This window comes from bacterium (assembly GCA_040755755.1).
Classification (GTDB): Bacteria; SZUA-182; SZUA-182; order DTGQ01; family DTGQ01; genus DTGQ01.
The window spans coordinates 1-21,069 of sequence record JBFLZW010000016.1 but is presented as its reverse complement, the minus strand read 5'-3'; the positions used below and the strand labels follow the sequence as shown (position 1 = coordinate 21,069).

Sequence of the window (21,069 nt, the reverse complement as noted above, 5' to 3'; positions counted from 1 at the left end):
CCTTCAGCTTTTTGGTTCCGACATGAGAGAGATCCTCGGATCCACTACCATGTAGAGAATGTCGGAAAGAAAAGTCCCGGCCAGGACCAGACAGGCGGCGATAAAGTTCAAGCTCAGAATTACCGGGTAATCTCTGGCTAAGATGGCATCGTATCCAAGCCTTCCCATTCCCGGCCAGGAGAAAATCGATTCAATGATCACTGACCCGCCGATCAGACCCGGAAGCGTCAACCCGAACATGGTGACAAAGGGAAGCAGCGCATTCCGGAGGGCATGCTTATAGTAGACCGTATCCGGGGGCAGACCTTTTGCCAGGGCAGTGCGGACATAATCCTGCTCGATGACTTCAAGCATCTGGCTCCGGACATAGCGGGACAGAATGGCTATTCCTCCGATGGCACTCAAGACCGAGGGAAGCACCAGGTGCCAGATGCGGTCGTTGGCAAGATACCACCAGGTTGAGGATTCCCGGCCAAAGGTCTGCAATCCGATGACCGGTACATGAAAGACCTTGACAATGAAGATAATCAGCATATAAGCCAGGAAGAAGGATGGCAGGGAAATAAACAGATAGGAGAAGAATGTGGTTGAGCGGTCGAAAAAGGACTGCCGGCGCAGGGCAGCCTGAATACCCAGCGGGAAAGCCAGACACCAGGTCAGCAGGGTACCTACCAGAAACAATGGCAGGCTGTTCCAGAACCGCTCCATGATTTTCTTCAATACCGGCTGATTATCTTTATACGATAGCAACTTATTCGTCAACAGCTTCCTGTAGAAGAGGTAATACTGAACATGCAGGGGCCTGTCAAGATCAAACGCCTTGCGGATCCGCTGAATGTCCTCTTTGGTAAACTTGGGGTTCATCGGATCGATTTCCGAGGGATCTCCGGGTGCCAGCATCACGACACTGAACGAAATTACGGAGATAAAGAACAGGGTGATTAACTTTTCAACCAGATTTCTCGAAAGAAAAGAAAGCATGGCTGCCTATTACTCCTTGTATTATTCAAATCCGGTGCTGAAAACCGGGGCCTGCGGAAACTTGATCCACTTGTTGAAATAAAAGCCATAACTGCCCGTTTTCGTCGGGGTAATCCTCTTGACGATATCCCGTCCCTGTCCATCCTTCTCCAGAATGGCGATCTTTTTATCCAAAAGGGCTGTCCACCGTCCGACATAGAGGAAGGTGTATGGCTGGTCATCGTAGATAATCTCATGTAATTTATGGCAATACTCAATCTGTTTTTTTTCGTCATACTCCTGGCGGATTTTCAGAATCAGCTCATCAGCCTGCGGGTTCTGGTAGCCGACAAAATTGAGCTGATACTGTCCTGTCTGGCTGGAATGCCAGACCTGATATAAATCAGGGTCTATGCCCATGCTCCAGCCCAGCACCACGGCATCGAAATTGCCCACATCAACGTGTTTTTCCAGAAAGACCGACCATTCCACCCGGTCAGCGGATACCTTTATCCCCAGCTTTTTCCAGGCATTCTGAGCAACAATCAGGATGGCCTCGCGGTATGGGTTCCCGTTATTGGTAATCAGGGAAAACTCGAAATATTTTCCGTTCTTCCGCAAAAACCCCTGTGAGTCACGCTCCCATCCCGCTTCCCGCAAAAGCCGCAGGGCTCCTTCAGGATCGTAGGGCAGCGGTTTGACCTCTGGATTAAAAAAGTCGGTCTGCTGGAGAAAAGGCCCCGTGGTGGGTTCACCTTCTCCGTAGAGCACATACTGGATAATCTCCGGGATATTGATGGCCATAGTCAGGGCCTTTCGCACCCTTTTATCCTGAAAAAGCTCCCGGCGCAGATTATAGCCGATGTAGGTATAACTGAAGGACAGGCCGGAAAAATTTTGAAACTTGTCATCTTTCTTGAGCCGTTCTACCTGATGCGCCCGGGCCTCGTAATGGTCGGTCGCTCCGGCATAAAACTCAAGCTCCTGGGTCAGCATGTCCGGAATCACCCGGTAAACGAATTCATGGTAGTGGGGCGGACCTTCCCAGTAATTCTCGTTTCTCACCAGTTTGATGTACTGATCCGAGCGCCACTCCTGAAAAGTGAACGGCCCTGTTCCCACGGGCCGCAACTTATTGAAATCACTCTGGCGCAGGGTAAAATCCGCCGGATCGAGGGATTTTTGCCGCGCTTCCCTGGCCAGGCATTCTTTATTGAGCAGATGCTCCGGCAGCATGCCGATACCCCAGGCGGTAATGGCCGGTTGAAACAGTCGTTTGTAGGTAATCTTCACCCGGTATTTATCCAGCACTTCCAGGGTCTTGACCGGCTCAAAATCAGGGATTCGCGGCGAGCGGTTGGCAGTATCCATAATCGACTCGTAGGTGAACCGCACGTCATTGGCGTCAAATTCATGCCCATCGGAAAACCGCGCTCCCCGGCGAAGGTTGAAGATAATGACCGGATTATGTTCAACCGCCGGAAGATACTGGTCCAGGTAGGCCGCCCGGCGCTCAGGTATATCGTGGGGCGAGGCGATTGTTAACCGCGATGACAAGCGGTCTTTCTGGTTGAAATAGCCTGAGCCCAGGAGGGGCTCAAGTTGCGTAAAGAAATCCTGGTTCACTTCACGCAAAGTCGCCTTGATCCGGGGCGGGTGATGAATGGTGACTTTGACCTTGATCTCTGTGACCTCCCCTTTTGTATCCGGTACCTGCTCGGATACGATTCGCTCTTCAGTGGATGGGGGTACGATCTCAAGGTTCTCCATGCCGCTCAGGAAAGAATATTCCGGTTGATTGGAGGATGCCGCTCTTTCAATGGCCTCCTTTACCGCTTCAGGCGTTGCCAGCCCCTTCCCGGCCCAGACAGGGTCATCGTTGAAGGAGAAGTAAACCTCTTCGGAGATTTTCCAGTCCGTAGCCAGCCGTCCCCGCAATTTAAGGTTCTCATCCCGATCGATTAATCCATCGAATATCTTGTCGCAGATTTCGCTGCTGGCGGAGTCCGCATTCAGGACAGGATTGATGATAGCCACATCACCGATCGAAGCGGAAATATATTGGGTGAGTCTTTGTGGATTGCCTTTCGTCTGGTTATCATAGTTTGGAACCCAGAAATACGACTGGACCAAAATGGCCAGAACCACTATTGGCAAAATGATTAAAATCCGTTTTGTAAGGATGCCGCTCATCGACTTTCGGGATTTCCCCCGGTTCCCCGGTTTTTGATCAGAGCAAAAAGAGCCTAATTTTGTTAGTTATATCGGCTCTATTGTAGATAACTTATTCCCAAAAGTCAAAATAATTCCATCAATTATAACCACTCCGAGCCTAATTCCCCGGAGTGGCCGGAGGTGCTGCCGGGGCCTGCACTGGTGCAGATTGACCCTGAGCTGGAGCTTGAGCCGGTGCAGTTTTACTCTGCGCTGGAGCCGGAGCCTGAACCGGTGCAGACTGAGGGACACTCTGCTCCACCGGCGGCGGAGCGACATCCTCAACCAGGGATTTTTGCTTGTTCGATGACAAAACAGCCAGAGAAAGCGAAGTTACCATAAAGATCACGGCACAAACAACCGTTGTTTTTTCCAGAAATCCTGCAGCGCCTTGGCTTCCAAAAGCCGTTTGACTTGCTCCTCCTCCGAACACAGCTCCCATCTCACTTCCCTTGCCGGACTGGAAAATAACCACCAGGATCATGATAACGCTGACAATCAAGTGAACAGCAATGAGGGCACTATACATAATTTTTCATCCTTCCGTATGAATGTAAAGTTTCGTATTGAATTATCTTGCATTCCTGCCAATTTAATCAGAAAAAGCACCCATCATGATACCAGATTTCAACTTGTTTTTCCAGCAGAATTTTACACAAGTCTTCTGCCCTTTCAGTGCTCATCCATTAGGCCGTTATTCCATCAGCTTGTCCAGGAAAGCGGAGAATCGCTCTATCTCCCTGCCGAACAGCCCCTTAATCCTGTAAACCTTATCTGCAACAATTTTAAATTTTTCCTTATCGATATCGGCGCCATAAGCATGGTGGAAAAAGTGCCGGAATGCTCGTAATTCATTCAGACATTGATAGCTTTCTTCTGAAACCAAGGCCGGTCTGATGCCCTGGATATCTAAACTTATCCTTTCCAGCAGGGACTTATGCCAGTAATCCTTCTCTATGGTGTTTTCGAAGGTTCCGGCTATGTTTTTGAAAATGTTTTCAAAGCCGCTGTAAATCTGATTCACATAAAACGCAGACTCGACCAGTTTGGAATATTCCTCTCTGCCGAGAAATTCACTGTAGGATTTCTCAAATTTATCGAAAAGGATATTTAACCGCTTATAATCCCTTTCCATCTCACTTTTCAGTATGGCTATTCTCTCTTTCATACACGACAATACCTTCTCGTATCACCTTCTCGGAAAAAGGTAATTCCTTTAATAATCTTACATCGACTTCCCGTTTAAAATGCCGGTTAATTTCAGAATAGAGCCTGAGCTGCTCTTCAAATCCAACCTCCGGCTCAATCGCCAGATCAATATCCGATCCGCGATGAAAAGTCAAATCGGCGAGCGAGCCGTATAAGAAGACCCTGTCAAGCTGATACTTTCTCCAGATCATGGTCAGTGCCTGAAGCCCGGAAACGATTTTATCCCGCTCTTCCTGCCTTGAACAGGCCCTTGACCGCTCTCTTTTTAAAAGGTAGTCTCGTATATCGCCGATATTTATCTCTGCCATTTCATCTCTCCCGTGGTTATTTTCATTTAAACCCGGCATAGCCTCCAAAGTCAAGCTAAAAGTCCTCAGTGTATCGATGAATTTTAACTGCCAGGTTAAAAAGCACAAACAGATAGCTCTGCGGAAGTAACTGAATGTACTGAATGTACTTGACAACCGCACGACAAATTGGTAATTTAGAGTTCACATCTGGAATAAGAGGATCTACCGTAAGCCCAAGGAGAGACACACAAAAAATGAAAATCCTGGTTCATGTCTGCTGTGCTCCCTGCTTTGTCTATCTCTGGAAGGTGCTGCTTGAGGAAGAGCATGAAATAATCGGCTTTTTCTTCAATCCCAACATTCACCCCTACCAGGAATACCAGCGCAGGCTGGTAACAGTTCAGCAGTGGGCCAAGTCGCAGGGCGTTCGCATGGTCTACCGGGATGAGTACCTGCTCGAAGACTTCCTGCGGGAAATTGCCTACCGGGAAAGCTCCCGGTGCCTGACCTGCTATCATATGCGGCTGGAGGCAGCGGCGCAAATTGCGGGCAAGGGGAAGTTCGATTACTTTACCTCTTCTCTGCTGTACAGCAAGTTTCAAAACCATGAGGCCATTGCCCGAATCGGAGCCGAGGCAGGGCAGCGATATGGAATACCCTTTTTCTACCGGGACTTTCGGCAGGGATGGAAAGAGGGCATCTCCCTGTCGAAAGAATTCGAGCTGTATCGGCAGCAGTACTGTGGATGCATATACAGTGAAAAAGACCGCTATCATCGATCGCAGGGGAAGAAAACCGCTTGATGGAAGGAATCACATCCCGTGCAGCTTTCTGACTTCTCCTACGATCTTCCGCCTGAAAGGATCGCTCAGCATCCCCTGCCACACAGAGACGCATCCCGGTTGATGGTGCTCCACCGCGGCACGCAAACAATCGAGCATCGCCTGTTTCCTTCAGTCTGTGAATATCTGCACCCTCAAGACCTTCTGGTCCTCAATGACACCAGGGTCATTCCCTGCCGTCTCTTTGGGCAAAAGCAAACCGGCGGCAGGCTGGAAATCTTTTTTCTCAAGGCCGTCGCGGATAACCGGTGGGAAGTCCTTATCCGGGGAAACCTCAAAGTCAACGATTCCTTCCTGATTGCTCAGGGAGCGCTGACCGGCCGGGTTGTCGAGAAAAAAGGCCAGGGCCGCTGCATTGCCTCCTTTTCGGGGGAGATGACCATTGACCAGGTCCTCGAAGAGTATGGTCAGGTGCCGCTCCCCCCCTATATCAATCACTTCCAGTCGCCGACTACTGAGGACCGGGACCGCTACCAGACGGTCTTTGCCCGGCAAAAGGGGGCGGTGGCAGCCCCTACAGCCGGACTGCATTTTACCGATTCGCTGCTCGATGCGATCCGGAACCAGGGAGTGCAGATTGCCTTCGTGACCCTGCATGTGGGTCTGGGAACCTTTCAGCCGGTCAAGGCAGAAAACATTGAAGAGCACCGGATGGAAGCTGAGTATTACGAGGTCCCGGAGGACACGCTGCGCAAAATCACCGAGACCAAAGAGAAAGGAGGCAGGATCATTGCCTGCGGCACAACCTCCACCAGGGTCCTGGAATCTTTGGGGCAAAACCCAGACCTGCCCAGACAGGGATGGACCGACCTGTTTATCTACCCCGGCTTCACGGTGCGGATGGTGGATAGCCTGATAACCAACTTTCACCTGCCAAAATCCACCCTGCTGATGCTGGTGGCTGCGTTTGCAGGACGTGACTTTGTCCTGGAAGCCTACCGGCAGGCTGTGGCCAGAGAGTATCGGTTTTACAGCTACGGCGATGCCATGCTCATTCTGTAGCGGTGGTTCCTTGGCCGTAACAACTCAGGTTCACTGGAGTGCGCTGAGAACCTCATGGCAAACAAAGGGAAGGTTTGTTCATTGCTGGACGCCGAAGCGGTGGCAGAGGAATTGATATGTTCGTTCCATCTCCGGGAAGTAATCTCTGATGTGGCCATAAATTCGTCTTGCCGTTGCCTCATCGTAGATATGGGAGGTTTCATTCCGGTCTCTCAGCATTTGCAGCCAGGCTGTTTCATCCGAAAGCCAGTTAGCCTGAAATGCACGCTGGAGAGACTCTCTCGGAGTATAGGTTTCAATCCCTTCCGAAGCTAAAAGGCGCTTGAGCATCTTCCAATACAGCTCGATTACGAACTCAAAGCGCTGAATAGTGCCATCGACAGCCAGGCTGTTACCTTCAGGCTCCTGAAGCGCTTCCCTGAGCCGTTGCAGGGCGTTTCCGAGGTTACGAACGCTTTGGACTGCTTGTGGATCGTTCATACAATACCCTTCCCTCCACCTGTATCCGTCGCTTCAATACATCGGATGCCTCTTCCCATCGAACTGCATGAATGGGCAGCAGGGTGTCGATTTCCTCCAGACGAAAGAGGATTTCCAGCCACTGCCGCTGCAAAGCACCCGGTGCCTCAATCGAAAGATCAATGTCCGAGCGCTCCTCTGCATCCCCACGGGCGCGGGAGCCGAACAGAACGACTCTCTCTACAGCAGACTGCGCCGATAACAAGCGCACGAGCTGCTCGTGCACCAGAGGAGGCAGATAGAGGTTTCTTTTTATCATGAAGAAAAACTCCCGTCACTGCATCACTGAAAATCGGGCTGCCATAGCCTTACCAAAAGCCCGCCTTCCCTATGGTAAGATGAAGGTACCAGTTGATCATGGCCTGGCCGTAGAAGAGGCTGATCAGAGCGCCGATGCACAAGAACGGGCCAAAGGGAATCGGATCTTTCCGGCCTTTGCGCTTGAGCAGCATGAGAGCGATACCGACTATTGATCCCAGTAAAACGCCCAGGAAAATGGTCAGCAGGCATTTTTGCCAGCCCAAAAAAGCCCCGAACATGGCAATGAGTTTGATATCTCCTCCCCCCATCCCTCCTTTACTAATCACCGCCACCAGGTAAAAGAGCCCTCCCCCGATCAGCATGCCCGACAGGGCATTGAAAAAGGTCAGGGGTGAGCCCGGCAGGAGACTGGCTGCCAGGCCAAGACCGATTCCCGGCAGGGAGATGACGTTGGGGATGATCTGAACCTTGAGATCGATAACCGAAACCACCAGACTGACCGGAATCAGGACAAGAGCAATAAATGTATTCCACTGCAAGCCAAAGCGGATGACAGCCAGGGCAAACAGAATTCCGGTGGTCAGTTCCACAATAGGATACTGCCAGGAGATTGCGGTCTGACAATAGCGGCACTTCCCCCGGAGAAACAGGAAACTGAAGATTGGGACATTATCTGCAGACTTCAATTTGGTATTGCAGGCTGGACAGTGGGAGGCCGGGAAAACAATCGATTCATTCCGGGGAAGGCGAAAGATGCAGACATTCAGAAAGCTTCCGATGCACGCCCCGAAGAGAAAAAAAACCACCGGAAGAAAGCCGGCGGGCAGGTTGAGAAATTGCAGGGTCAAATCCTGGGGAAACAAATTCTGGGACACAGCCATACTCGCATTCCCTGGAGAAGCAGGTTGGCATATATGCCAACACCTGCATCATCCAGCATGATGCCTAATCCTCCCGGCAGTTTTTCCGCGCTTCGCCAGGGGAAGGGTTTGAGAATATCGAAGATTCGAAACAGGACAAAGGCAGCCGTCATCGAGAGCCAGTTCCAGGGCAGTAAAAATGCCGTGATCAGAAAACCGACGATTTCATCGATCACGATGAAGCCGCTGTCCTTCTCTTTGAATACGGCCTCGGCCCGATCAGCCGCCCAGATACCCATGAAGAAGAGACCGGCTACGGTTATGAGGTACAGATGCCAGGGAAGCAGGTGAAGGAGCCCAAACAGCGCGACCCCACCCAGACTGCCGACGGTCCCGGAGACAATGGGGGAATACCCAAGGCCAAGGCCGGTGGCGATCCACAACTCAACTTTTCCGGTCATCGGCAGGGCCTCCTTGAATCCCCTGGCATGGGCTAGACCAGATTAAATCCGCCATTTTTTTGGATATGAGGCACCAGGCCTCCGTCGTTTAAAATATCCACCATGATCTGCGGGAGGGCATGAAATGGCAGGGATATCCCCTGGGTGAGGTTTTCCACGGTCCCCTGCAAAACATTGATCCGCAGATGGTCTTCAGCCTCAATCCGGCTGGTATCGCATTCAAACACGGGAAGGCCGACATTAATGGCATTGCGAAAGAAAATCCGGGCCACGGATTGGGCGAGAACCGCTCCGATCCCGGCAATTTTAATGATTGCCGGTGCATGTTCGCGGCTTGAACCCAGACCGAAATTCCGTCCGGCGACAATAAAGTCCCCTTTTTGAATCTTTTCATAAAAATTGGGCTCAGCATCCTCTAAAACATGTTTGGCCAGCTCCGGCAGGTTATTCCGAAGGTGGAAGAGCCTTCCGGGAGCAATCAGGTCTGTACTGATATTATCTCCGAATTTTTTAGCATGTCCTTCTAGAATCATTGAGTTACCTCTCTCCTGTTATTTCACTATCTCTCTGGGATCGGCGATTTCACCCTTTAAGGCTGAGCAGGCAGCCGTAGCGGGTGAAGACAGGTAGATAAATCCGTCCGGATTGCCCATTCTCCCCAGAAAATTCCGGTTCTGAGTGCTGAGGCAGGCCTCGCCGTCGCCGAGAATCCCCTGATGTATCCCCACGCACGGGCCGCAGCCGGTGCTGGTTACGGCAGCTCCAGCCCTGATGAGCTTTTCGATAAGGCCGCTCTGCAGGGCTTGGAGGTAAATAGCTTTTGATGCCGGAGTCACGATGAGCCGCACTCCCGGAGCGACCTTCCGCCCGTCGAGGATTTTGGCGGCGATTTCAAGGTCGTCCAGTCGTCCATTGGTGCAGGTCCCGATAAAGACCTGGTGGATTTTGGTTCCGGCAACCTGCCGGACAGGCTTGACATTGTCCACCGTATGAGGAAGGGCGATCATGGGTTCCAGGTCCCCGGCCTGAATGGTGAGAACCTGTTCGTATTCAGCCCCGGGATCCGGGGCAATTTCGCGGAACCGATCTCCTCTGCCCTGCTTCATCAGATAATCGCGGGTGATTTCATCAGTGGCGATCAGGCCGGTTTTGGCTCCAGCCTCAACCGCCATATTACAGAGGGTGAACCGCTCTGACATGCTCATGCCCGAGATGGCCGGTCCGCCAAATTCCAGGGCCTTGTAGGTAGCGCCATCTGCGGTGAGTTGGCCGATTACGGAGAGAATCAAATCCTTGGCATATACGCCGGGCCGGAATGCTCCACTGACTTCAATTCTGATGGTTGGGGGAACCTTGAGCCAGACCTTGCCAAGAGCCATGCCAATAGCCACATCCGTAGAGCCCATGCCGGTGGAGAAGGCTCCCAGAGCACCGGAGGTGCAGGTATGGGAATCGGCACCGATCAGAAGGTCTCCCGGACTGATGAAGTCTTCAACCATCCGCTGGTGGCAGACCCCTTCCTGAATGTCGGAAACAATGGCCCCGGTTTCCCGGGCAAAGGAGCGGATCTGGAGGTGTGCATTGGATAGTTCCTTCCGGGGGCTTGGTGCCGCGTGGTCAATGAAGAAGATGACCCTTTTCGGATCGAAAACCCTGGTGAGTCCCGCATCCTGCAGCCGCCGGATGGCGAGCGGTCCGGTCCCGTCCTGAGCAATGGCCCAGGAGATGGCGCAGACGACAATCCGTCCGCTCCTGGCCTCACAGCCGCTCTTTTCACTCAAAATTTTTTCGGCTATGGTCATGGGCATATGTCGAGTACTTCCTTTCGTCAGGGGTTAAAAGATTAAAATCCAAAGCGAGCTTTTCATAGTTTTATTTCTCTAGTGGCTGGAATAAAAAAAATGCTGTATAACAACTTCAGTTATACAGCAGGCATAAATTGGTAGCGGGGGCTGGATTTGAACCAGCGGCCTTTGGGTTATGAGCCCAACGAGCTACCTGACTGCTCCACCCCGCGTCTTTTCCTTATTATCGCAAGTAGGATACAACAAAAAGGATTGAATGTCAAGGGGGCAATTTTCCCCGAGCCGGGGTAGCTCCCGCGAAAAATTTTATCCGTGGCAGTAAAAAAAGAGGAGATAACGCTGGGTCGTTATCTCCCCCCTTGAAATATTCCTGTCAGGAATTATTTTTCAAAAACCGTATCAAAAATTCTGGCTCTTCACGACATTCAGTGCCTGGGGCCCTTTCGGCCCGTCAACCAGCTCAAAGGATACCGATTGCCCTTCCTTCAGGGTCTTATATCCTTCTGCCTGAATAGCACTGTAATGAACAAAGACATCTCTTCCACCTTCATGTTCGATAAAGCCGTAACCTTTAGCATCGTTAAACCATTTTACCGTTCCTTCACAACATCCCATAAATACGTTAACCTCCTCTACAAAAATCAGTTATTCCCTGGGAACAGTGGCCGCAGCGGCATGTTCCTTATCCCTGGTTAATACTCCGGCTGGAGTAAACTGCTTCCGGGATTTTCCGTTTTTCTCTACCTTCCCGTTATTAATCTCATGATCAGTCTGATAGTAAATCCTTCGGGGGATCAAACCTGTGTTTTAGGAAGTAAGGATGTAAGCTCCTTACAACTTTTCATTTCTCCATCCGCTTTTCCCCGCCATCTTCTCGGATGTCTTGCAAGAGGTCGAGAAAATTGACAGGATATCGATACCTGTTTTTTCAACTTTTTGCCCTGCTTCGCAAGATATCCCGCTGTCTGGTGAAAATATGCTTGATGATCGCTTCCCGATCATCCTCGTGGATATCCAAAAACAAAATCCCTACTTCAAATCTCTTCACCTCCCCTGTTTGTTTGGCTGTGACCCAGACCACCTTGCCCAAGGTGGTAATTAAAACCTGAGGATTCTGGGGCAGGAGCATTCTCACCTTAATATACGCTTCCATGGGTATGTGCTCGGAGCTGCAAAAGCCGATTCCTGCCGCACCGAGGCTCACCTCCTGCGGGGGCGTGCGATAGATGCTCACATCCCCTTCTTTTCCCTCCAGATGAGATAAGATCAAATCAACCTTCTCATTCAGGCCAATGATAATTTTCAACAATCCCCGAATGAGCTCAGAATCTCCGCTCCCCAAATTCTCTCCTTCCTGCCCGTTGGGCAGAAGGTGGGCATACTTGTCTTTCAGAGTTCGTACTCCGCTTGGCTGATTTTTCAAACGGAGCTTCTCCGCTTCATATTCCCCGGATGAAAGAACCTGGTACTCAATGGCTAGGGTATCCTGAATCCGATAATCTTTTCGCTTTTCTCGATATGCCAAAAAATTGTCCTCTATCATTAGATCGGCATTTTCAGCAAAAAGCCTCGATACGAAAAATAACTTTTTTTAAACTATTCACCACATGCCTGTCATATTTCTCATTTGCCAGTTCTTCCAGCTCTTCGAGAGCATCCGCATAAGATTTCGCTTTCCGGTAAGGGCGATTGGAAGTTATGGCATCGAAGGAATCTGCGACAGCAATAATTCTGGTACACAGGGAGATTGCATCTTCCTTCAGACCGTCCGGATAGCCGCTTCCATCCAGCCGCTCATGATGATGCCGGATGATCGACCGTTCCGAGGCTAAAAAGTCCAGGGGACGCATGATATTTTCAGCAACCAGGGGATGGGTTTTAATCACCTCAAATTCATCATTGGTCAGGTGATCTTTTTTATTCAGGATGGAATCTGGAATGCCGATTTTTCCAATGTCGTGCAACAGGCTGGTCAGCCGCAGGACATCTTTATCCTTCTGGTCAAGGGTAAGGTCGTCAGCGATGGCCAGAGCGAATCGGGTAACCCGCCGCGAATGGGAATAGGTATACCGGTCCCTGGACTCCAGCATATTGACCATGGACAGCAATGAATCAATCAGGTCCTGATGCACCCGTTTGTATAACAGGTCGTTTTCGATTTTCAGGGTAGCCTGCCGACTCAGCAGAAGGAGCGAGAACAGGTCTTTGGAATCAAACTTCTGGTTATTCTGCTTGTTCTCAACCCGCAAATAGCCGAAGGGGTCTTTCAATCCCCGAAGCATCAGAGGAATGACAATATAGGAATCCGACCGGCAAAAGTTATGGAGTGAAAAGGAGTCATCCTTGTTTTTTGAATCCGAGGATGGAATATCCATCTTTTCCGTGAAAATCACCAGGGAGGAATTGCGGGCAGATACGATCCTGGCTCCTGTATCCACAATGAGCTGCAGGAAATGCTCCATATTGGCCATAGTATCAAGTTTCGTATTGATGATCGAGTAGAGCAGAGGAAAGATCTGCGCTTCCGCAGCAGCCTGACTTTGGTCAGTATTCGTAGATTCCTTGTTTATCATACAGGTTCCCTTTATTTCCCGGATGTTTGCTTGTTCTCGAATCGCTTGTTTTTCAAATCGCTGACGAGCCTGGAGACGACCTCTTCCAGAATATGAGCGCTTTTTCTCTGTGCGCAGGTGTGAAGAGTATCGATTTTTTGAGCCTCCGTCTGTTCCTGGTTTTCCTGAGTCAGGCAGTTATCACTATCAACCGAAGAATCGGTGGATTTATCGAATAATTCCTGCTCTGCCGCAGGGCCGCTGAGAGAAACTGCCGACAGTGGATATTTTTTGTCCTTTTCCATATTCAAACCTTATTGCCTGATCCGCATTCCGGACAGTAAAGAAGCGAAAGGTGAAATGCCCCTCTCCCCTCTCCATAAACAGGGTACACCAGTTTTTTCGGTTCCAACCGCTGCTTCCTTCGCCGCCCTTTCTCCCCGCAAGCCCAAAAGCGTTATAGAATCAACAAAAAAGAATGATTCCGAAAAACATATCCCGAAGTGTTTTTCCCCTTGGCCGATAAAAAGAGTAGAATGCTGAATGAGCAATAACCTGCGGAAAAAATTATTAAAATTTTACCGTGGAGTTAACTATGGGCCTCTGTTTCGTCTGACATTTTGGTTTTCCATAAAAGAGGTGATATGCAGCATAAAAGATACTGATCGTTGCCAGAACTGAGCCTGCTGACGAATATGACTTTTTAGGCACGGGGCCGATAACTCTTTTTTAACGACCGCTATTTCCTTGTGGAGCGCTATCTTCTGAAATCTTAGTTGGGGGGCATATACCATGTCGATTTACGGAAAACTTGGCGTAATCAACACGAACCTGATGGCAAACTCGGCCTACCGGGGGCTGGAATCAACCAATAGCCTGCTGAACGTACACCAGAGCCGGATCGCTACCTTGAAAAGGGTCAACACTTCAGCGGATGACCCGGCTGGCTATATTCATGCTACCGGGATGAAAATTGATCTGAATGGTATGGAAATGGCTGGCAACAATATCGGTAATGCCCAGAACATGATCAACACCGCCAATGATGGCGCAACATCCATCAAGAGCCTGCTCATGGAAATGCGGCAAAAAGCCCTGGAGGCCAGTGACGGTTCCAAAAATTCCGCGCAGCGTGCGGCCATTCAGGACCAGATCGCTCAGTACATCAATGAAATTCAGGATACGGTAACTCAGACCACCTGGAATGGCGAACTCCTTCTGGATGGGAATGCCGCTTTCACCTTTCAGACCGGACCAAATGTCAATGACACTACCGACCTGGCTATTGACCTGAACTTCCGCCTCGGATTAAAGCAGGCTACCCTGGCCAATGGATTGAACAACGGTGATGTCATCTTCAGCAACACTACAGCCGTGGCTGATGATGGAAAGCCGACAGTCACCAACGCTGACAATGTCATCGATGCGGACTGGACCATTGAGTTTACCGGAGATAACTCCTACAAGGTCAGTTATACCACTACTGACGGTGTTTCGTATGATTATGAAAGCACTTTTTACCTGACTGACGGCCAGCAGTTCAGCGGCCGGGGTATCAGCCTGAGCGGCCTCAGACTGGCCAGCAGCGTAACGGATAAGAAGTTTGCCGAGGGAGATATCATTACCTTCAGTACCAAAAAAACGGTAACCGGTGATGTCTATGGTCTTGGCTGGTCCGTATCGGATAGTGATAACTATGGAATGTCACTTGCCAGCATGGTCACGGCCAGCGGCGATACTGGTATCGCCGGACTGGCTGAAGCCGGAGACCTGATCGAATATGAAATCAGAGTCGATGACGGGGCCACCTTAAACAGCGGTGCTACCTCTGCTGCCCTTCAGATTCGTACCCGCGTTGACAAAGGAGATGGCAAAGGATGGGGGGACTGGACCGACTGGGAAGATGAAAAAACCATCAATGCCAGCGGATCCGTTACCTTTGACGGCACCACACATCATGCTACCGGTCTCCAGCTATCCTTCAGCGGCAACGATGTCCTGACCGAAGGCGATATTTTCAGAGGGAAAATCCAGACCTCCCAGGTCGGGCACGTGACCAGCGGCAGCGTCAGCGTAGATGGTCTGACCGGCGCCGGAGGAATAAACCTGAGCACGGTCAATGGTGCCAAAGCATCTTTACGCAAGCTCGATAAGGCCCTGGAGAGGGTGGATGCCGAACTGGGCAACATCGGGGCCATGACCAAGCGGCTGGATATGAAATCAAGTCTCCTCGAAGGAAGGAAAACTCAGTCAACCGCGGCTATTTCGCGAATCGAAGATGCCGACCTGATCAACGAGCAGATGGAGATCTCCAAGCTGACGATCCTGCAGCAGGCCAATATGTCGCTTCTGGCTCAGGCCCAGCAGGCACCGAGAATGGTCCTCGGCATCCTTGGGCTGGGAGGGTGATCTTTCAGCCAATCGTGAAATCTGATAGAGAGTCTCCAGTAATTTATTATACTTTATTATCGAATCATACATTGGACCAATTCAAAGGGGAGATCAACAAACCGATCTCCCCTCTTTCACTTCTCAAAGGTTGACTCCATGAATATGCTGAAGGCGTACGAACAGACAAACCGGACCACCGCCAGTCCCAAGCAGGCACTCCTGCTCCTTTACGATCATGCAATCAGTAATCTTGCCCAGTGCGAACACATTGTAGTCAGCAATCAGGGCCGGGGTGCCTACAAGCATCTAGTCAAAGCCCAGGAAATCATCACCGGCCTGGCCAACGGGCTCTCCTATGAAGGCAAATTGCAGGAAATCAGTACCCGTCTCTTTTCCCTGTATCAACATATGATGGTAAAATTATCCAGGATCAATCTGGAAGGGGGGGATACCTCCATCCTGGCCGAAGTCCGCAGAATGCTGGAAGAGCTGCGGGAAGCCTGGGGAAGGGCAGATGCCAGACCCCAGTAAGCTCAATAAGCTCAAAATGGCGAATCCATCCGAAATCTGGCGGGAAAACCGGGCCGCGCTGCAGGAGAAATCCCCGGAATTTCTCTCCTGGTGGGAAAACCTGCCACATCAAAGAGAAGTAGAGCTCATCTACACGCTTTCCGGATTAGCGGACCTTCAGGTCGAATCGGATGAAGGCAAAAAAATCGCCCTGTACAATCGGGATAACCCTTGTGAGCTTATCGACAAGGATATTGACAGCCGCGAATTCTTTCAGGAAGGGGTCACCTTTCTCTTCGGCCTGGGACTTGGATACAAGGCAGCCCGGATCATTGAAAAGATGGAACCCGGCCACATTCTGTTCGTTATCGAGGAAAATCCCCGGATACTCCATTTTGCCTTCAGCCTCCATGATTTCTCAGAGGCCATCAGGCAGGAGAAAATGGTCTTCTGCATTCCGGAAGAAGATCATATCCGTCGGCTGATCAGTCAGCAGAGCCCAAAGCTGCTGGATGGGAAGATCGGCCTGGAGATGGAGAATTTTGCCCCGAAGATATCGTCCTCCTATCCTGCCCTGTACAAGAGCTGTCAGCGGCTGTGCAATACGCTGTTTCTGTCCTACAATACCTTTGTCGCTCTCAGTGATACCTTTGTCATCAACGAATTGAAAAACCTGCCCAAGATCGTTCCAGGCTGCTCTACGGAGGGTTTTTGCCGGGGAGACTTCAGCCATGTTCCAGCCATTCTGGTGGCTACCGGGCCCTCGCTGCAAAAAAACATTCACTTGTTGAAGGAGGCTCAGGGGAAAGCCATCATCATTGCCGTAGGCCAGGCCCTTCGGGTCCTTCTGGCCTATGATATCACACCGGACATTATCTGCTCCATCGATTTCGGGGAGTCCAACTTTCTTGACCTTGAGGATGTCATTCAGGATGCAGCCATGCCCCTTGTGATCGACAGCCGGGTTTATCCTAAAATTGCCTTTGAATATCAGGCCGATCTCGTCACTCCCGTCTGCAGTGAGGATATTCTGGCTTTGACTGAAACCGACCGACAGGAAAAGGTTGGCCGGGGTAAAACCGTAGCCCAGCTCGGTCTCAATCTGGCCCTGGCTATGGGCGCAGACCCGATCATCTTCACCGGTCAGGACCTGGCCCTGGGTACCACCAGCCATATCTGCGGAGCCAATGCCGATACCAAGGTGGAGCTCCGGGGCAATCAGATCTTCGAGTGGAACAGCCGGGGGAAAATGGTCAACGAGGCCTACTGGGTGGATGGCATCTATGGAGGGAAAGTGCTGACCACCAAAGTGCTGATGGGATATCTGGAGGATTTCGAGAACACGGTCAAAAACTTCCCCGACCGCTGCTTTATCGATGCCACCGAGGGAGGCGCGCTGATTCGGGGCACCAGGATCATGACCCTGCGGGAAGCCCTCGATCAATACTGTCAGCAGGACCTTGACCTTTCGCATCGTCTGAAAAAAGCCCTGACCCCCTTGAATCCTGATCTTGAAAAACTAACCGCTGATCTTGAATCGGTGAACCTTCTGGTTAACAAGATACTCCGGATCAATAAAAAACTTGAAAAACCTGTCGGCATTCTGAAAAAACTGGTACCTGCTGACGAAGAGGAGTCGTTCTCGGACAGCCGGAAAAAACGATTCGAGGAACTCAGCCAGAGGATCAGTTGCGGCTTTGAGCAAATCGCCAGAGCCATCAATTCTCACCGGATTATCCGAAGCGCTCTGGGCAGGGTCAGGCATGTTCTGATGCAGAGGGAAAATAAATATCAGACCGGCAAGTCCCTGTATGAAAAAGCAAAAATCACCGCCCGACGCTACGGCCTGGCCTATAAGGGATTCGAAACCACGATCCGGCTGCTTAAGGGAGTCATGGACGAAATCCTTCCTCCTCTCAGGGAATACTCCATTCTCATGAAGGCCGGGCGGGAAGGAGGCGGCAGGAAGCAGGAGCCCGATTTTCATTTCCGGCTGGGGATGTGCCTGAAAAAAATGGGGTACCTGAGACGGGCTATCCTGGAATTTGAGCAGGCCAGAATGAGTGGACAGAAAAGTGAGGAAGCACTCCGCCAGCTTGCCGAAATTCATCTGACCCTTGAGCAGTTTGACAAGGCGCAGGAGTGCCTTAAGGGAATCCATTCCGACCCGTCCGATCTCCAGGGAGAGGAAAAAATCCACAACAAGATCAGGGCCAGGAAAGAAAAGTGCCTGGAGAAATATCTGATTAAAGCCCGGGAGCGATCTTCGGAAGGGGATTTCGTTAACGCCATTATCTATTCCCGGAAAGTCCTGGCCATTGACCCTGAATCAATCCCGGCCAGAGAAATCCTGGAAAAATCCCTGGAGCAGCGAAGGCGGAAAATCGACTCCACTCAGGAAGAGGTCCGGCAATTCAAGGAGGAGAGTGAACGCAGGCAGTATCTTGCCGATCGCCTGAGTGAAGGCAAAAGGCTGATTCTGGCGAATGCTTTCGATGAGGCTGTCAGGGTCTATCAGGAAATCCTGGCCACTCACCCAGATCATCCGGAAATTCACTTCGGGCTGTCCCGCGCCTTTCGGGGACAGAAGGCATGGGATGCGGCCCGAAAAGAGCTCCAATGGCTTGCCGAGCGATATCCCAACAAGGCCCAGATACATGCGGATCTGGGAGACGTTTTCCTCTCGGAGGCCAACTATCCCGAATCGTTCCAGGCATACCGGAAGGCGATCGAGGCGGATAAAAATTTTGCCCACCTCTACCTGAAGATGGCCAACATCTGCACTCGCCAGGGAAAGCTCGAAGAGGCAATTACCCACTACGAAAACTACCTCAACCTGATCCCGGGAGATTACCGCTCCCTGGTCAGACTGGGAGACTGCTATCTCTTGCTGGGGGCCAGAGAAGCAGCGAAAGTAGGTTACCAGGCGGCTCTTCGCATTCAACCGAACTACTCACCGGCTATGGAAAGAATCAATCGACTGTCTTTGTAACTCGATCTCTACTACGAAACGGAAAATCATCGACCAAGCGGAAATTCAACAACGAGCGGAAAGTTCGAAGGAGGCACGAAACCAATGAGATTCTTAGTCATAGGACTGGGCTCCCTGGGTAAACGCCGGATCCGGAATCTGAAATACCTGCAATCGGGAACCATTATCGGGTGCGATCCCCGTCTGGACAGAAGAGATGAAACTTCCCAGCGGTACCGAATTCAAACCTTTGAAGACTTCACCGAGGCCATGTCCCATGACCCTGAAGCCCTCATCATTTCCGTGCCTGCGAGTATGCGGCTTTTCTATGCACTTGAGGCAGCCGCGGCCAACAAGCATTTTTTTGTCGAGGTTTGCCCGAAGGATGGGCAAATGACCGAATTAATTACCTGGATCAGTGAGAGAAAAATTGTGGCCGCACCCTCCTGTACCCTCTGTTTTTACCCCGGCCCGAAAAAAATCCGAAAGCTCCTGCACCAGGGAATCATCGGCCAGCCGCTGACCTTCACCTACCATTGCGGGCAATACCTGCCGGGCTGGCACCCTGCGGAAGATTACTGGCCCTTCTCCGATTCCCGGCCAGGCTCTACAGCCTACCGCGAAATCATCTCCTTCGAGCTGGCCTGGCTCAGCAGCCTGCTTGGCGGCATCGAAGCAATATGCACTTCCCGCAGATGCGTCAGTCGTACACGGTCCGGGGCCGATGCGGCAGCCTCCTCCTATCATCTGCTGCTCAGGTTCAGGAATGGAGTCTGCGGCCACCTGCTGCTGAACCCGACCTCCAAGGCCCCGATCCAGCATATGCACTTCGTCGGAAGGGAAGGCATCATCGACTGGAATAACAGCGAGCAGCTCATTAAAATCTACTCCACCGACAATACCCTGAAACACACAGAGCCGCTGATTCGCGGCTGCGTGGAAAACATGTACATCAACCCGGAAGAGCCCTATATCGATGAGCTGCGCTGCTTCCTGGAAGCCGTCCACGGAATCTCACCCTTCCCCTATACCTTTGAACAGCATCAGAATATCCTCACCCTGCTTGACCAGGCCGACGATATCGGCCAGGAAGAGCGGGAGCTGATTCACGAACAGGCGGAAGGGGGGGAGATGAGGGAGTGAGGGGGGGATTTTGCTGTCTCCTTCGAAGAACTTACAGTATCTATGTTCTCTGGTTATGTTTGGAACAGGGGACTTAAGACTTGGACTGGATTTGATACCAAAGGTTTGAACTGAGACTTGGCATCAATGATCTAAAGCGGTCTTCTGGCTCAAGGGTTACCAGCTTGTAAGCTATGACTTGATGCAATAGGCATAGGATTTCTTGGTATAAGCTTTTGTCCGGGAAGAATAACTCTCATCCTCCAGCAGGTTGAGAGAGAGAGAACTTTCCCGCAATATTCACATTTTTCTATTCAATTTTTTTGACTTGTGGCTTACCTATTTGCATTACTTTAACTGAATATGAACATACTGTTTGTTCCGCATGAATAAGTGTAAATCCTAATTCACCGGCAGATGGTATGGCGAGACCGCCGATCTCTATTATCAGTCTATTTCTTGTTTTATTTGGGTCTTGAAAATCTGCTGATGTTGGTACTTCGAGGAGTAACTGTTCATTATTATTGACCTTGAGCGTAAGGTCATATCTATTTAAATCAGAATCATCCCTTTCTAATAAGGCAAAAAAGAGTATTCTTGGTATAAATACTGGGAAACTAGGGCTGTGTAACTCTTCTAGGAGATTAAATGCAGAAACATTATTAGTCCGACTATCTATAATGACAGCCTCTGCACAAAAAGATATGATACATTTCATAGGTCTACCCCGAAATCAATTTACTTTTTGCTTTGCATTTAACTTCTAGTAACTTATTACTACTTATAGTATTTTTATCTTCAATAAATTGAGGCATCCGATATTTCATATCCACTGAGACAGTCGTTTCAGAAAGTGATTTAGAAAAGTAAATCTCTTTCAAATAGTTACCCCATTTTATTTGTAAGCTATCAATATCTCTGAAAAAGTCATTCACCTCACTCTTTGGCTTGAACATTAAAGCAATAATTATAGACTCACTACCGGACACATTTTCATAATCTTGCCTCAAAGGCATGATAAAATAATACAGGGATAGGTAATTCCTGGTTCAATAGATAATTATAGAAGCGTAAGCCGAGCTGAAAAAGGCTCAGATCAC

24 protein-coding genes and 1 tRNA gene are annotated in these 21,069 nt (G+C 50.4%); 6 read left to right on the top strand and 19 right to left on the bottom strand.

What is annotated here, in order from left to right:
- Positions 1 to 3 precede the first annotated feature (3 nt).
- The 5 genes from AB1611_05435 to AB1611_05415 all read right to left on the bottom strand — a co-directional run bounded on the left by AB1611_05435 (position 4) and on the right by AB1611_05415 (position 4,691).
- On the bottom strand, positions 4 to 981 hold the full coding sequence (locus tag AB1611_05435) for an ABC transporter permease (GenBank protein ID MEW6379032.1): 978 nt from the start codon (positions 979 to 981) through the stop codon (positions 4 to 6).
- A 21-nt stretch (positions 982 to 1,002) separates the two neighbouring features.
- On the bottom strand, positions 1,003 to 3,153 hold the full coding sequence (locus AB1611_05430) for an ABC transporter substrate-binding protein (protein MEW6379031.1): 2,151 nt from the start codon (positions 3,151 to 3,153) through the stop codon (positions 1,003 to 1,005).
- 139 nt (positions 3,154 to 3,292) lie between these two features.
- The gene (gene secG, locus AB1611_05425; protein ID MEW6379030.1) at positions 3,293 to 3,703 is read right to left on the bottom strand and encodes a preprotein translocase subunit SecG; all 411 of its coding nucleotides are present in this window, start codon (positions 3,701 to 3,703) and stop codon (positions 3,293 to 3,295) included.
- 165 nt (positions 3,704 to 3,868) lie between these two features.
- Positions 3,869 to 4,342 carry a hypothetical protein gene (locus AB1611_05420; GenBank protein ID MEW6379029.1) on the bottom strand — a complete coding sequence of 158 codons (474 nt, stop codon included), beginning with the start codon at positions 4,340 to 4,342 and terminating at the stop codon, positions 3,869 to 3,871.
- Positions 4,311 to 4,691 (bottom strand): nucleotidyltransferase domain-containing protein, encoded by a 381-nt coding sequence (locus AB1611_05415; GenBank protein ID MEW6379028.1) that lies wholly within the window; start codon positions 4,689 to 4,691, stop codon positions 4,311 to 4,313. Before AB1611_05415 ends, AB1611_05420 begins: the two co-directional genes overlap by 32 nt.
- Before the next feature lie 236 nt (positions 4,692 to 4,927).
- On the opposite strand from AB1611_05415, the gene AB1611_05410 reads away from it, so the two are divergent.
- Positions 4,928 to 5,476 (top strand): epoxyqueuosine reductase QueH, encoded by a 549-nt coding sequence (locus tag AB1611_05410; protein ID MEW6379027.1) that lies wholly within the window; start codon positions 4,928 to 4,930, stop codon positions 5,474 to 5,476.
- An 18-nt stretch (positions 5,477 to 5,494) separates the two neighbouring features.
- A complete protein-coding gene (queA, locus tag AB1611_05405; protein ID MEW6379026.1) occupies positions 5,495 to 6,517 on the top strand; it encodes a tRNA preQ1(34) S-adenosylmethionine ribosyltransferase-isomerase QueA in 1,023 nt (340 codons plus the stop codon).
- 78 nt (positions 6,518 to 6,595) lie between these two features.
- Here queA and AB1611_05400 read toward each other — a convergent pair whose 3' ends face one another.
- The 12 genes from AB1611_05400 to AB1611_05345 form a co-directional block, all read right to left on the bottom strand.
- Positions 6,596 to 6,997: a nucleotidyltransferase substrate binding protein gene (locus AB1611_05400; protein MEW6379025.1), complete on the bottom strand. Its 402-nt coding sequence runs from the start codon at positions 6,995 to 6,997 to the stop codon at positions 6,596 to 6,598.
- Positions 6,963 to 7,295: a nucleotidyltransferase domain-containing protein gene (locus AB1611_05395; protein ID MEW6379024.1), complete on the bottom strand. Its 333-nt coding sequence runs from the start codon at positions 7,293 to 7,295 to the stop codon at positions 6,963 to 6,965. The genes AB1611_05400 and AB1611_05395 overlap by 35 nt, the downstream gene beginning before the upstream one ends.
- Before the next feature lie 49 nt (positions 7,296 to 7,344).
- The gene (locus AB1611_05390) at positions 7,345 to 8,178 is read right to left on the bottom strand and encodes a prepilin peptidase (protein ID MEW6379023.1); all 834 of its coding nucleotides are present in this window, start codon (positions 8,176 to 8,178) and stop codon (positions 7,345 to 7,347) included.
- On the bottom strand, positions 8,142 to 8,618 hold the full coding sequence (locus AB1611_05385) for a phosphatidylglycerophosphatase A (protein ID MEW6379022.1): 477 nt from the start codon (positions 8,616 to 8,618) through the stop codon (positions 8,142 to 8,144). Before AB1611_05385 ends, AB1611_05390 begins: the two co-directional genes overlap by 37 nt.
- A 32-nt stretch (positions 8,619 to 8,650) precedes the next feature.
- A complete protein-coding gene (locus AB1611_05380) occupies positions 8,651 to 9,148 on the bottom strand; it encodes a 3-isopropylmalate dehydratase (protein ID MEW6379021.1) in 498 nt (165 codons plus the stop codon).
- A gap of 21 nt (positions 9,149 to 9,169) precedes the next feature.
- Positions 9,170 to 10,426 (bottom strand): 3-isopropylmalate dehydratase large subunit, encoded by a 1,257-nt coding sequence (locus tag AB1611_05375; GenBank protein ID MEW6379020.1) that lies wholly within the window; start codon positions 10,424 to 10,426, stop codon positions 9,170 to 9,172.
- A gap of 132 nt (positions 10,427 to 10,558) precedes the next feature.
- A tRNA-Met gene (locus AB1611_05370) sits at positions 10,559 to 10,635 on the bottom strand.
- Positions 10,636 to 10,822: 187 nt separating this feature from the next.
- Positions 10,823 to 11,038: a cold-shock protein gene (locus AB1611_05365; protein MEW6379019.1), complete on the bottom strand. Its 216-nt coding sequence runs from the start codon at positions 11,036 to 11,038 to the stop codon at positions 10,823 to 10,825.
- Positions 11,039 to 11,068: 30 nt separating this feature from the next.
- Positions 11,069 to 11,221, bottom strand: coding sequence for a hypothetical protein (locus AB1611_05360; GenBank protein MEW6379018.1), 153 nt, complete (start codon positions 11,219 to 11,221; stop codon positions 11,069 to 11,071).
- Positions 11,222 to 11,351: 130 nt separating this feature from the next.
- Positions 11,352 to 11,948 carry a PilZ domain-containing protein gene (locus tag AB1611_05355; GenBank protein ID MEW6379017.1) on the bottom strand — a complete coding sequence of 199 codons (597 nt, stop codon included), beginning with the start codon at positions 11,946 to 11,948 and terminating at the stop codon, positions 11,352 to 11,354.
- Between the two features lie 31 nt (positions 11,949 to 11,979).
- Positions 11,980 to 12,996, bottom strand: coding sequence for an HD domain-containing phosphohydrolase (locus AB1611_05350; GenBank protein MEW6379016.1), 1,017 nt, complete (start codon positions 12,994 to 12,996; stop codon positions 11,980 to 11,982).
- Positions 12,997 to 13,007: 11 nt separating this feature from the next.
- Positions 13,008 to 13,280 (bottom strand): hypothetical protein, encoded by a 273-nt coding sequence (locus tag AB1611_05345; protein MEW6379015.1) that lies wholly within the window; start codon positions 13,278 to 13,280, stop codon positions 13,008 to 13,010.
- A 487-nt stretch (positions 13,281 to 13,767) separates the two neighbouring features.
- Here AB1611_05345 and AB1611_05340 point away from each other — a divergent pair, with 487 nt between their 5' ends.
- The 4 genes from AB1611_05340 to AB1611_05325 all read left to right on the top strand — a co-directional run bounded on the left by AB1611_05340 (position 13,768) and on the right by AB1611_05325 (position 19,990).
- Positions 13,768 to 15,384 carry a flagellin gene (locus tag AB1611_05340; GenBank protein MEW6379014.1) on the top strand — a complete coding sequence of 539 codons (1,617 nt, stop codon included), beginning with the start codon at positions 13,768 to 13,770 and terminating at the stop codon, positions 15,382 to 15,384.
- 138 nt (positions 15,385 to 15,522) lie between these two features.
- Positions 15,523 to 15,897: a flagellar export chaperone FliS gene (gene fliS, locus AB1611_05335; protein MEW6379013.1), complete on the top strand. Its 375-nt coding sequence runs from the start codon at positions 15,523 to 15,525 to the stop codon at positions 15,895 to 15,897.
- Entirely contained in the window at positions 15,881 to 18,868 is a 2,988-nt protein-coding gene (locus AB1611_05330) for a 6-hydroxymethylpterin diphosphokinase MptE-like protein (protein MEW6379012.1), read from the top strand. Before fliS ends, AB1611_05330 begins: the two co-directional genes overlap by 17 nt.
- An 84-nt stretch (positions 18,869 to 18,952) precedes the next feature.
- On the top strand, positions 18,953 to 19,990 hold the full coding sequence (locus AB1611_05325; protein ID MEW6379011.1) for a Gfo/Idh/MocA family oxidoreductase: 1,038 nt from the start codon (positions 18,953 to 18,955) through the stop codon (positions 19,988 to 19,990).
- A gap of 289 nt (positions 19,991 to 20,279) precedes the next feature.
- Here the strand turns inward: AB1611_05325 and AB1611_05320 are convergent, their stop codons facing one another.
- A complete protein-coding gene (locus AB1611_05320; protein MEW6379010.1) occupies positions 20,280 to 20,687 on the bottom strand; it encodes a hypothetical protein in 408 nt (135 codons plus the stop codon).
- Positions 20,688 to 20,691: 4 nt separating this feature from the next.
- Positions 20,692 to 20,985 (bottom strand): hypothetical protein, encoded by a 294-nt coding sequence (locus AB1611_05315; protein MEW6379009.1) that lies wholly within the window; start codon positions 20,983 to 20,985, stop codon positions 20,692 to 20,694.
- Positions 20,986 to 21,069: the final 84 nt, after the last annotated feature.